This is a genomic window from Hyella patelloides LEGE 07179, assembly GCF_900659865.1.
Lineage (GTDB): Bacteria > Cyanobacteriota > Cyanobacteriia > Cyanobacteriales > Xenococcaceae > Hyella > Hyella patelloides.
This window is the reverse complement of the sequence record NZ_LR213986.1, coordinates 1-11,997: the sequence shown is the minus strand read 5'-3', so window position 1 is coordinate 11,997 and position 11,997 is coordinate 1. Positions and strand designations below refer to the sequence as shown.

Below are 11,997 nucleotides of genomic sequence, written 5' to 3'. Positions count from 1 at the left end.
ACATTACTCTCGCGAGTTTGGACGCTGTATGCGATGCGAAGCGAGTCCTTTAGGGCTTTTCAACCCCGCATTAGGGCGATGGGACTTACACCCATATCGGAAACTAAGTTATCATCTGGTGAGTTATCAATACTCATTACCAGAGCCATCTGTCCCCCTATTGAATAGGTTTAAGATGAACGAATCGCACTATACACGAATCTAGTACATCCGAACGTTTGCGCTAGCCCTAGTCGCTGCGCTGAAGTTGGGTAAAATCTGTATTTAAATCCTCTAAGCTGTTTCATGATATTACTTTACCAGAAAACGGGCTTCGCTGTAAAGTTCGATTCATGAGGGGCTGTTTGCGTGGGTTTCCCGCGCAATTTATAAGCCCCGTCCCGTCGCTAAAAGCGAGGGTCTTCTCTCACAAAAAGATAACTGCGATCAAGAGAATCGGTAACTTGTCTGTTGTAAAACTCTTGGGATATGTTTATTTGCCTAAGAACTTTGGCGTTGCTTTCTCCAGAAAAGCTCTTGTTCCTTCTCGAAAATCTTCTGTTGAAGCGACTAAGCCAAAGTAATCCGCACCCAACATAGCCGATTCCTCTAATGTCATATTCAGACCACGATGCAGGGCTTCCCATGTTAAACCAACAGCAACGGGAGCTCTCGTTAGAATGTCGTCGAGAAGAGACTTCGTTTCTTTCATGAGTTGGTCAGCTTCCACGACTCGGTTGACAAGACCTAATTGCTGTGCTTCTTGGGCACTAATCAGATTACCTGTCAGCAGCAACTCAGTGGCACGCCCTTTTCCAATAAGCCGTGGGAGGCGTGTTGTACCACCAAACCCCGCAACTGCACCAATACGAACTTCAGGATGTCCAAGTTGGGCATCAGAAACAGCTATGCGTAGCATACACGCCTCTGCGATTTCCAATCCACCGCCAAGCGCGTACCCATTAATAGCAGCAATCACAACTTTCCCTAGATTCTCAATTTTGTTGGTTACGGTAACTGCAAGCCGAGAATATGTTTGCACCTCAAGTGGTGATGCATGATTAAGATATTGAATATTGGCACCAGCAGAGAAGGCTTTTTCACCTGCTCCTGTAATGACAACAGCCTTAACATCTTGATTGACTTTCACGTCATCAAAAATGAATGAGAGTTTTTCCAGAACTTCTAAACTCAAGGCATTAAGAACTTCTGGTCGATTTAAGGTAATCCAACCAATGCTATCTTCGAGCTGAAATAAAACAACTTCTTCGTTGTAGTTACTATCAGTCACTGTTACGCTCCCTAATCTTCTAAACGACTTACCTTATAGCTGCACAATGTTTTGATTCTAGTGCGAGTATGGTCGCTCTTTCGATGATTGACTGGGTATTTCTCTTCATTACAATAACACCCAAGCTAAATTCACTGAGAGATTCTCTCTTATAATTAACTCAATTTGGAGTTGCACCGAACAAAATTATCCAGTAGGCTACCTCCCTTATTTCCAATTGAGAAAATACCAGCTTTTTAGTTGAGTGTTACTGTTGTTATTTAACGAGACAGATATGAGATGAAACAGATTTTTAGCCTCCTTAATTTAATGTGGACAAACCTGCAATCTCTGTCGGGGGAGTCTTCTTGACTTCAATTACTAATTTATCACCTTCTCTTTTAAGTATTTCAAAAAGATACATAAGTTTACTTGTAATCTCAATTGTATCAGTCAATTTTTGGTTCAAAAAATCTCTGTAATTGTCTATTAATAGACCGTCTATTGATTTATTCACAACTCGAAATCAAGAGTGAGTTTGAGAGCAATTTTCTATCAATTACAGTGGCGATCGCCCTATCACTAGTCCAAATCGATAAACTTACTGGTACACTCATGGTTATTGAACGTGCAGATAACGAGATGTAACCACCAGGGAACTATGCCCTTACCCAAAATAATTACTGCTATTGCCTCCTCTGTTAGTTGAAAATCAGACCAATTCAAACCTACTAACTCAGAGCTTCGCAAACCCAGAATATATAAAAGGATGAGAATTTAGCGATCGCACTAACTTTGATTAAGTATATAACTAGAAATCGGGCATCTAAGTAAATTTATGCAAAGATAGCTTTTGAGAATCAAATTTCACATCGAGAGATGCTATTAAACAAAATTTATCTACTCTCCAATTACTAAAAAACTACAACCGTCTATATTCTTTGAGCATCACCAAAAAAGGTTGTTCCCTCCATCCTCTCTATATGCACCACACTACTCAGCCCCAATTATTAAGATATTGCCACCTTCGGTGATGCTTGAATTCTTACAAGAATTAGAAGCTTTTTAGATACTTGTCTCAATCATCTGTGGAGTAAAAATATGCTAAGGGACTGTAACTAAAATATTGATAGTAAGAACTAGAATACTTTAAGGAACGGGAGAGAGGTCAAATGAACCGAAAATTAAGCACAGTTATCATGACAATTGGATTAGGAAGTCTCTTACTAATAACCCGTGCCTATGAAAGTGTAAGCCAAACGCCACCAAATAATTTAGAAGAAATAAATAATTTAGAAGAAATTCTCACTCCCAATACCAAGGTGGAAAAAATAGCAGAAGGTTTTGAGTTTACTGAAGGACCTCTCTGGCATCCCGACGGTTTTTTGCTGTTTAGCGATATTCCCGCCAATACTATTTACAAGTGGCAACCAGAGGGTAAAACCGAGGTTTTTCGTCAGCCTTCTGGCAATGCTAATGGGAATGCTCTAGATAGCTTGGGGCGTTTAATTACTGCCGAACATGGTAATCGTCGTCTCTCCCTGACGGAAAAAGATGGGCAGATCGTAACTTTGGTCAGTCACTATCAGGGAAAGCGATTGAATAGTCCCAACGATCTGACTGTCAAATCGGATGGTAGTATCTATTTCACCGATCCTCCTTTTGGAATTAAATCGGAACAAGAAGAACTGGGTTTTTATGGTGTTTATCGCCTAGCACCAGACGGAACGCTAACCCTATTGGTGGATGATTTCGTGCGTCCTAATGGAATTGTCCTGTCTCCCGATGAGACTCAACTGTATGTAAATGATTCTCAGAAGGGCGAGATTCGGGTTTTTGATGTCAAGCCAGACGGAATGTTAGAAAATGAAAGACAATTTGCTCAACTGAAACCTGGAACTCAAAAAGGGGCAGCAGATGGAATGAAGGTAGACATCAAAGGAAATGTTTACAGCACTGGGGCAGGAGGAGTGTGGATTTTTTCTCCAAACGGCGAGCTACTTGGCATCATTGAAACACAAGAACCTCCCGCTAATTTAGCCTGGGGAGATAGCGACTACCAAACCCTTTACATTACGGCGAGAAACAGTATTTACCGCATTCGTCTTCAGATTCAGGGGATGTAACTTCGCTCTCGTAATTCTCATCACGGGTACTCCTTTAACGATTTATCATGAAGTACCCAAATCTGCTTCGCTGAGAGTTGAGTTTGGAAACTCAACTCAATTACTGTTTAACCTAACTCTTCAACTAGCGATCTCGCAGATATCTGCGAAGCCGTGCGCCATTTTCTATTTTGAGTAATTATAGTTAAAATAGCGTTACCTCAAGAGAAGCAATAGCGATCGTTAATAATCGTAATTTATCCATGTTTTCTACAAACAAAATTTGGTACAAGATATTGGCTTTTGTGCTTTTCTTACTCTTGTTAGGAGGAGCAAAATCACCTTATAGAAGAGATTTAAGCGATCGCTTTTTAGAAGGAAAAATCAGTCGAACTTTAGATAAAGGCATTTGGAAACTGTGGGAAGAAGAACCAGTTTATCAAGAAATCACCCTCGATTTGATTTGTCATTAGGGAGAATGTGAGTCAGAAATTTGGGGATTTGCACCTCGTTTTAATAAAGATGTCGATCATCAGGGTACTGTTACCGTTACCAAAACAGATAGTCTTGGAAAACGGCGTTACTGAATAGGCAAGGCAGTGGATTATGTAGGAATAGGGATTCTTTTGATTTCAATTTTGAGTATCTCTGAGACAAAAACGGATAATTTTGAGGATCGATAAATTGGGAATCATCCTAGTTAGAAAACTTGAGAAACTTGTGAATGTTTCTGGCTTTTGATTTTAGGCTCAAGATAACAATCGAGACAGACTCAAACTAGACAGATGGAGATAATTGCTGTTTAGCTATTATGGGTAACTTGATTTGAACTTGAGTACCTTGATCTGGCTTACTTTTGACAAGTAATTTTCCGCCATGCTGTTCGACGATCGCTTTAGTTAGCTTGAGTCCCATGGGAGATCGGTTTTGTCCTGCTTCGGAAACTACTTCTACACCATTGAAGGCGCGTTCGAGCAAAGATTGTTTGATTCCCGTCCCGTTATCAGTTACTGCAAGCAATAATTCAGCACGATTAGCAGTAACTTTAGCCCAAATACCAATACGACCGCCAGTTTCTGGAAGTGCTGACAAGGCATTATCTACTAATTGTATCAATGCTTCACGTAGTTTGAGTCGATCCACAAATGCTTTTTTAACTTCTGGTGCGATCTCTAATTCGATACTGATACTGCGATCGATCAATTCTTCCCGAACACTGATGAACACTTCGTATACCAAGGCTCGAATATCAGTCTGTGTTAGATTCAGGTCTAAAGGAAAACCAAACTCGGTTAAGTGGGTGACTGTCTGCAACAGTTGTTTTATTTGACTGACGAGTGCCTGTTTCCTAATAGTTTTACCGTTACTATTGCCATCATTACTATCTAATTGTGCTAGTTGCACCTCCATTTGATTTAAGAGCTGGTGTACGAGCAATCGTGAGGGAACATTGCCAATTTCCGATTTATCATCAATGAGTTTTTTGTTCTTAATTCCTAAAGCTGCTGACTCTAGAAGTTTTTCTCGTTCTTGTATCGATTCTACCAGACGATTAAAGGCACGATTGACCGAACCAATTTCATCACTTCTTTCAGTATCTAAATGAATTTGGCGATCGCCTTGACTAAAATTATCCAGAGCTTGCTTAACTTCTTTAAGAGGAGTAAATAAGTCAGAATTAAGATAGGCAATCAGGAGTAAAGTCAAAGAAATTGTGCCAAAAGCTGCCAAAATTAGTACCAATTCTGCTGTTGATTGGCTTTGTTTCACTTTTTTGAGAATTTTTTGCCGATTTTGCTTATCTGACTCAATTGCGCGCTCGCTTAACTCTTCAAACAAAGGAAAACTGGTGTTTTGAAGTTTTTCTCTTCTTAACTGTAAGGCTTCAAATTTACGCCCCTCTGCCAAAAGTTGAAAAATTTCTTCTGAGTCACTTAGCAAGACGAGATATGCGTTTTTTAATTGTTGCATCTGCTTTCTCTCTGCCTCATTATGTACCAGTTGTGACCAATCCTGAAAATACTGCTCCACAGGAGCAATTTCTGTCTCAAATTGACTTCGCCCATTAGATTCATTCATAGAGATCGCTTCTCGAATTGATTGAGAAGCTTTAACCACTTGTATTTTTAGTTCTTTGACTAGCAAACTACGTTGGTAATGATGGTTGAGTTCCCGATTACTGGCTTGCCAATTAAAGATCGCCCATCCCGTTACCCCAGCATTGAGTAAAGCTAATACTGCCAAACCACCAAAGGTAGATAAAAGTTTTTGTCGTAATTTCATAGTGCTAGTCCAATCCAACGCCAGTAGCCAAAGTAAAATAAGATAATTAGCCCCAAATGAACCAAAAGCAGAACCGAACTCAGACGAAGTAAATCTGCTGGCTGATAAGTACTGCTGTCAAGTTCGCAGAAGATTAATAGTGCCTTGGAACTGACGGGAAAAGTTAGACAATAATCCATACCCACAGTACTCAGAAATAAAACGGCTACTGGGTTAAGTTGCAAACTACTGGCTAAGTACAACATGGGGGGAACTAAAGCTGCTGCTCTAGCTGTATGGGAAGTCATGTATAGGTGAGAGGTGAGAGAAATTAATGCCAGCAGTAAGATAACTAGAAGTTGAGAATCAGTTTGGGCAATACCGCTAATTTCAAAAATCCTGCTGATTATCCACTGTGCTGCATCAGAATCAATTAGCGATCGCCCTAAGACCAACGCTGCACCCACAAAAATAATCAGATTCCAAGAAACAGCTTTGACACCATCTTGCCAACTCAAAACACCAAAATTGGGCAAAGTTAACAATAAAGCTCCAGCAAGGGAAACCGTGGCAATTTCATAGCCATGCCAGCTTTCAGAAAACCAGAGCAGCATCATCAAAAGCACAATCGCGAAAGTTTTGATTTCATCTAGAGATAAGGGTTTTTGCTTTTGCTCTTGTTTTGGTAAACGGCGATCAAGACGGGATTTATTCAAAAACAGCCTCATGATTACCCAGCAAGAAGCGTAGCTGGCAGCAATAGCAAAAGGTAAACCATAAATTGCCCATTGAGTAAAAGAAATTCGCTGCTGAGTAATTTGATATAGCAAGTCATTGGCAATCAAGTGAGAACCCGCACCGACAATTGCACCTATAGTGGAAACCAAGATAATAGTTGGCATCAGCAAGGCGATCGCTCTTGTGATTCGCCGATCCTCGATCTCAGAAGTAATACTGCGAAATACAGGTATTGTTACCGCAGCACGACCAGATGTCGAAGGAATAACAAAAGATAAAGGAATTAAGATGCTAGTTAACAGCCAAAAAAGACTGCGAACCGTTGTTGCGCGTCCTACTACAATTTGAGTTAACCTTGCTGCCAGTCCAGTTTTTTTGACTGCCCCTCCCAGAATAAAAGCTCCAATCATTAACCAGATAACATCAGAAGACAGTGCCTCAAATAGTTGTTCTTGAGAAGCACCACCAGTCAGCACTAACAGCATGACCGTTCCCAAGGCAACATAGGCAGCGTTAATTGAGGTTGTTGACCATAAAATAGCAGCTACAATAAAAGCGAACAGTGCCAAACGTCCTTCTGTAGGTAAAGAAGTAGGTAGTAAAACCGCAATCCCAGCAGTCAGGGTTAACGCTAGTGGTAAAGTAGCATCAACTACCCAACGAAAAGGTCTGGGATTAGATGTTCGCCAGGTTTCGCGATATCCGTAAGTTTTAGGGACTTTTTTCGTGTTATTCATGGGAACTTAGGCTTCCTTACTCCACTATTACTGGTACTTTTTAATAGCTGCTTAATGACTAATAACCAATAACTAGTGTTTTACTCTTGATCGTCAAGAAGTTGCACGAAAGCTTTCATCGAGTTATGAAAGTCAGCAATTAAACAATCTGTGAATGCCTTCCTATCTACGATGATGAATAGGCGAACGTTCAATTACCCCTTGGCTATAACCAAGATCGTACATACTAGCAGCTAGAAAGTCATTCTCTGGTAATGACTTGGGTTTTCCCGCCCAAGCATCTGATTTACCTAAATTGAGCCAATCTTCATCTGTCATCCAAGAGGTGGATAGGTTATTTGTTATTGACCACAAAATAGCAGCTATTATAAAAGCGAACAGTGTCAAACTTCCTCCTGTAGGTAAAGAAGTAGGTAGTAAAACCGCAATTCCAGCAGTCAGGGTTAACACCAGTGGTAAAGTAGCATTAACTACCCAGCGTCAAGGTCTGGAATGGGATGTTGGCAAGTTTTTCTGATATCTGTGAGCTTTAGGTACGATTTTAAGAACAGTCATATAGTCAACCCTCCTTGATCTTGATTACCTTTTCTTGTACTAATTCGATACAACAGCCTGTCTTAATAATGTTCGGTTAACGATTGATTATTAGATTCTAAGTACAAAGAGCGATTTTTTAAGTAAGAAAGTTCATACCTTGTATTTTTCACGTTGTAAGGTGGGCAAAGTTAGTATTCAAATAATCTGAAATACAAATTCTGTTAAAAGTTTGTGAATCGTCCTCTGTTAGGGACTTGTTGGCAACATTTTTGGTTTTTGTCTAGATACGTCGGTATGAAGCAAGAAGTTGGCACGGCATAAGAGCTACGAGTTTGTTACTTGCAATGAGGGGGCGGTGTCAGCCCCTCACGAATAGGCGAACGTTCAATTCCTCCTTGGCTATAACCAAGATCGTACATACTAGCAGCTAGAACGTCATTCTCTGGTGATGACTTGGGTTTTCCCGCCCAAGCATCTGATTTGCCTAAATTGAGCCAATCTTCATCCGTCATCCAAGAGGTGGATGGGTTATTTGTTGTTGACCATAATGTAGTTTTCATAATTCTTCTCCTTAATTAAATGTATTTGTGAGAGTTTAAAATCCTTAATTTTTTCCTATATACCGCACTCTAATCCCTCCCCAATCTTCAATACTTCATAATTAATCACACCGATTTACTTACCATCCGCTAAAGGTGCAATTTCTAACTTGCCGACCCACTATCAGTAATCGTGCTATCCCCTCTGCTGCATTGGTTAACAGATTAGAAGTATCAGCGATCGCATCCTGCAATTGACAGGGATAGGTCAAAATACTGGTAAAATAATCGATTCCGTGCTGCCAATTAACTTCAGCACCCTGACCGATAGTTCCAGCTAAAGCAATCACTGGCAAATTATAACGTTTGGCTCGTCGGGCAACCTCGGCAGGAATTTTGCCTTTTGGGGTTTGGTAATCCAGACATCCTTCAGCCGTAATTACTAAATCTACTTTGGGCAACAAGTTATCGATTTCTAGGTACTGCATTACGATTTCATAGCGAGGATGCAATTTAGCATCAATTAGAGCTAGTAAACCCGTTCCTAACCCACCAGAAGCACCACTTCCTGGTAATTCTCTAACTTCAAGGTCTAAATTCTCTTTAATTACCGTGGCATAGTGTTCTAGAGCCAAAGCCATCTGCTCTACTGTTGCGGGGGATGCCCCTTTTTGGGGACCAAATACTCTGGCAACTCCGCGATCGCCACACAGCACATTATGCCAGTTACAAGCTACATCTATTTGTACCCAATCCAAACGCGGATCTCGCTCGGATAAATCGATTTGCTTCAGTTTAATCAGTTCTCCTCCGCCAAAACCTAATTGATTTCCGTCTTCATCGAGTAATTTAACCCCTAAAGCCTGTGCCATACCAGCACCGCCATCATTAGTACCCGAATCACCACAGCCAATTAAGATCCTTTCAACTCCAGCATCTAAAGCGGATTTAATTAATTCACCCACACCATAAGTAGTTGTTACCAGAGGATTACGTATCTCGGTCGGAACATGGCGTAATCCTGCTGCTGCTGCCATTTCCACGACGGCAGTTTTATAGCGAGTACCTCCGAGTAAACCGTAAAAGGCATCTATTTTTTGACCCACTGGTCCAGTTACTTCAACAGGATATAAAGTTCCCCCAGTGGCTTCTACTAAGGCTTTAGTAAAGCCTTCGCCACCATCTACTAATGGTGCTTTGAGAGTACGAGCATTGGGTAAGACTCGATGAATACCTACCTCGATACAATCAGCAACTTGTTCTGCATCAAGACTTTCTTTAAATCCAGAGGGAGCGATTAAGATATTTAAAGTCATTTCTCTTCCTGCGGATAATACCGCTGATGGACAGTCGAAATAGTCAACACGGTGGTTGTATAAGTTGGGGAAACCCCAGCTTACCCCACCGTCAAATTCAATCCATCTGGCAACATACAACTTAAGACTTGGTTGATTTCGGAGATTTCTCTCGATATTGCCAGCAGCAATTTAATCTGACCTTAATGTTTAGTTAATCACTTCTTGATGAAGGTTGTTTAAAAGAAACGTGAGAATATTTTCATCTTGCTGCCAAAAAATAAACGACTATTCTTTCCCGCCCCTAATATAAAGTACTGATGGTTACTTAACGGTTACTTAAATTCAACTTAACCTCAGATATTGCACCTAATTAGACAAAAATCAAAACCAAGTTCATTTAACCAGGGAATAACTGTTTGTATTTGATTCAAAAGAGACAGTAGTAAAACATGAGGAAGTAGTAAAGTAAGTGCAATTTGTGCAGAATTAAACCAATCTAAATTATCGGAGTCACCTAAATGGAAATAAACCCAGTAAGCTAATAAATAAGAAATCAAAGAAAGAATTAGCCACCGATAAACTCCTAATAAGGTTTTTTGACCAAAACGATGAAGACGCTTTACAATGCTTAACAGTCTTGAAAAAACCTTCTGTCTTGGTGCGCGTTCCCTTGCGCGACGCGGAGCGAGTCCTTTAGGGTCTTGCGCCGACGCGGGGTCGCACCGCTATTTGCCATCTTCGTTTACCCCAGCGAGCAATAGTTTTACCTTTCATTGGTTTAGTTGAGATAATAAAACGTTGAACTCTTTTACCATCTCGTTTTAGCCATACCCAAGACAAAAATACAGGAATATCTAACCCATTCAAATAAACTTGTTGTCCGCGAGTTTTTACTTCACATATTTTTCTGACATCTTGGAGTTTTCTCGTTTTAGCGACACCAACTAGAGCATAATAATTATTTTGAATGTGAATTTTAGTAACTAATTTAATCGTACCAAACGCAGTATCACCTCAAATATAAATCTGAAAAGATTGAGTTAAGATTGATGGCAAATTATTGATTAACTTTTGAGCTAACTGAGAAGGAGAAGCCGTCCCTTTACCTCTATAAACACGGAAACTCCAAGGGAATCGCCAGTTACCTATGACCAAATACATGACTACAATATGCAGCCCTTTCTTGTGATTATAGACTCTAACTAAATCATTAAGATGAGGAAAATTGCCAACTTTTTCTAATGTTGTTAAGTCGAGCATGACTTGAAGAATTGGCTTTCTTCCCCTAATCCTTTGATATAAGATTAAATTTCAAACATAAGAACGAACTGTTCTAATTACGGAACGAGTTGACCAATTATAATAATTGAGAAATCGGCTGATAGCACTTTCTGATTTTGTCTGACAATGATGAGGAACAGCATTACCTTTTCCAGAGAGAAATAAACCGAGTTTGATTCCAGGGTTTCTTGCTGATAAATACTGGGCAAGATCTGTTTCAAAGTTAAAAGTAATTCTTCTGCTTGAGGTAAAATGTGATTCATTATTTTAGTTCTCTTTATCAATAGAGAACTAATTTATCAAATTTATCCTACCTAATTACTCAAAAATGCCTCAAAAAGAAAGTGAACTAGCTCATGAACAACGAGCCGAACGCATTAGTGCAACAATCGCTCTGTTACAGGCACAAAAGTCTGAAATTGAAGCATCAGGGATTGTAGCTCCTCCTGGATGTTCTGTCGCACGATATCAAGCGAAAGGGCAGAAACATCATTACTGGTATTATCAACTCAGAGCCAATCACGCTATTTTCCCCAAAACCAATAAGGAGAATGAGTATTCTCGTTTTCAACCTGAACGGAAAGGCGGGAAGTCAAGCACACATAGATGGAGTTTTAGCAGTGATTAGAAGAAATCAAACTCGCGCGTTCCCAAGGGGCTGTCTTTTGAGGTCTCCTCAAAAGCTTGTACGCCCCGTTTGCGCCTGTCGTCGGCAATTCGAGCATTCCCTTGCGCCTGACGGCGACGCGGGGTCTCGAAGCGGGGTCGCTCGTCAAATTGATGAATTGACGCTTTGCTATTGATGGGCTAAACGAAAGTTGGTCAGATTTATATAGTAATGAAGAAAAAGTTGGTCATCGGGTTGAATAAATTATTCTTGCTGACTGGTTTTTATTAGTTTTTGAGGCTTTGTTCTCTTTATTTAAGTAAGTGGGTGTAATTAATTATAAGATAGAGAAGTTGACAGATGAACAGAAAATGCCTGCACCTCTGAGAGTAAAACTGAGTTGGTTGGAAGAAGAAACATTAAAGGAATTACCACGCCCTTCGGGCTGAAGTCAGGAGGATAGAGTCAGGAGTCAGGAGTTAGATAAAGCCCGAAGTTGGAGTATGCGCCTCGCCATTTTTAGGCGAAGAGAAACAAAATATATTCAAGTATTGAATCCTCGCTCCTTCGCCTCAGAGGTAAAACGACTGACATCACGACTTCAGATTTCTGACTTCGTGAAATCAAGCAAGCTCTGTACCTTA

General features: G+C 40.3%; 13 protein-coding genes and 1 pseudogene. 4 read left to right on the top strand and 10 right to left on the bottom strand.

All coding sequences use genetic code 11. The annotated features are described in order from the left end of the window. Positions 1–182: 182 nt before the first annotated feature. A pseudogene (locus H1P_RS25005) lies at positions 183–287 on the bottom strand (helix-turn-helix domain-containing protein); the annotation flags it as partial. A gap of 185 nt (positions 288–472) precedes the next feature. Continuing rightward, positions 473–1,270 carry an enoyl-CoA hydratase/isomerase family protein gene (locus H1P_RS25000; protein ID WP_144872478.1) on the bottom strand — a complete coding sequence of 266 codons (798 nt, stop codon included), beginning with the start codon at positions 1,268–1,270 and terminating at the stop codon, positions 473–475. 1,178 nt (positions 1,271–2,448) lie between these two features. Here H1P_RS25000 and H1P_RS24995 point away from each other — a divergent pair. Further along, the gene (locus H1P_RS24995) at positions 2,449–3,375 is read left to right on the top strand and encodes an SMP-30/gluconolactonase/LRE family protein (RefSeq protein WP_144872475.1); all 927 of its coding nucleotides are present in this window, start codon (positions 2,449–2,451) and stop codon (positions 3,373–3,375) included. A 242-nt stretch (positions 3,376–3,617) separates the two neighbouring features. Then, on the top strand, positions 3,618–3,827 hold the full coding sequence (locus tag H1P_RS24990; protein WP_144872473.1) for a hypothetical protein: 210 nt from the start codon (positions 3,618–3,620) through the stop codon (positions 3,825–3,827). Positions 3,828–4,131: 304 nt separating this feature from the next. Here the strand turns inward: H1P_RS24990 and H1P_RS24985 are convergent, their stop codons facing one another. The 3 genes from H1P_RS24985 to H1P_RS36495 all read right to left on the bottom strand — a co-directional run bounded on the left by H1P_RS24985 (position 4,132) and on the right by H1P_RS36495 (position 7,409). After that, positions 4,132–5,637: an ATP-binding protein gene (locus H1P_RS24985; protein ID WP_144872471.1), complete on the bottom strand. Its 1,506-nt coding sequence runs from the start codon at positions 5,635–5,637 to the stop codon at positions 4,132–4,134. Then, the gene (locus tag H1P_RS24980; RefSeq protein WP_144872469.1) at positions 5,634–7,091 is read right to left on the bottom strand and encodes an SLC13 family permease; all 1,458 of its coding nucleotides are present in this window, start codon (positions 7,089–7,091) and stop codon (positions 5,634–5,636) included. Before H1P_RS24980 ends, H1P_RS24985 begins: the two co-directional genes overlap by 4 nt. A gap of 162 nt (positions 7,092–7,253) precedes the next feature. Continuing rightward, complete coding sequence (locus tag H1P_RS36495; protein WP_186376136.1) at positions 7,254–7,409, bottom strand: hypothetical protein; 156 nt, start codon at positions 7,407–7,409, stop codon at positions 7,254–7,256. A 7-nt stretch (positions 7,410–7,416) separates the two neighbouring features. Between H1P_RS36495 and H1P_RS24975 the strand changes: the two genes are divergently transcribed. Beyond that, positions 7,417–7,608, top strand: a complete 192-nt coding sequence (locus H1P_RS24975; RefSeq protein ID WP_144872466.1) for a hypothetical protein — start codon at positions 7,417–7,419, stop codon at positions 7,606–7,608. A gap of 355 nt (positions 7,609–7,963) precedes the next feature. Here H1P_RS24975 and H1P_RS24970 read toward each other — a convergent pair whose 3' ends face one another. The 5 genes from H1P_RS24970 to H1P_RS24955 form a co-directional block, all read right to left on the bottom strand. Then, entirely contained in the window at positions 7,964–8,188 is a 225-nt protein-coding gene (locus tag H1P_RS24970) for a hypothetical protein (RefSeq protein ID WP_144872463.1), read from the bottom strand. Positions 8,189–8,307: 119 nt separating this feature from the next. Further along, on the bottom strand, positions 8,308–9,483 hold the full coding sequence (locus H1P_RS24965) for a glycerate kinase family protein (protein ID WP_144872481.1): 1,176 nt from the start codon (positions 9,481–9,483) through the stop codon (positions 8,308–8,310). Positions 9,484–10,158: 675 nt separating this feature from the next. Next, positions 10,159–10,332, bottom strand: coding sequence for a hypothetical protein (locus H1P_RS36490; RefSeq protein WP_186376135.1), 174 nt, complete (start codon positions 10,330–10,332; stop codon positions 10,159–10,161). Positions 10,333–10,479: 147 nt separating this feature from the next. Beyond that, positions 10,480–10,725: a hypothetical protein gene (locus H1P_RS24960; RefSeq protein ID WP_144872460.1), complete on the bottom strand. Its 246-nt coding sequence runs from the start codon at positions 10,723–10,725 to the stop codon at positions 10,480–10,482. A 77-nt stretch (positions 10,726–10,802) separates the two neighbouring features. Continuing rightward, a complete protein-coding gene (locus tag H1P_RS24955) occupies positions 10,803–11,009 on the bottom strand; it encodes a hypothetical protein (protein WP_144872457.1) in 207 nt (68 codons plus the stop codon). 65 nt (positions 11,010–11,074) lie between these two features. Between H1P_RS24955 and H1P_RS24950 the strand changes: the two genes are divergently transcribed. Continuing rightward, complete coding sequence (locus tag H1P_RS24950) at positions 11,075–11,374, top strand: hypothetical protein (RefSeq protein WP_144872454.1); 300 nt, start codon at positions 11,075–11,077, stop codon at positions 11,372–11,374. Positions 11,375–11,997 lie beyond the last annotated feature (623 nt).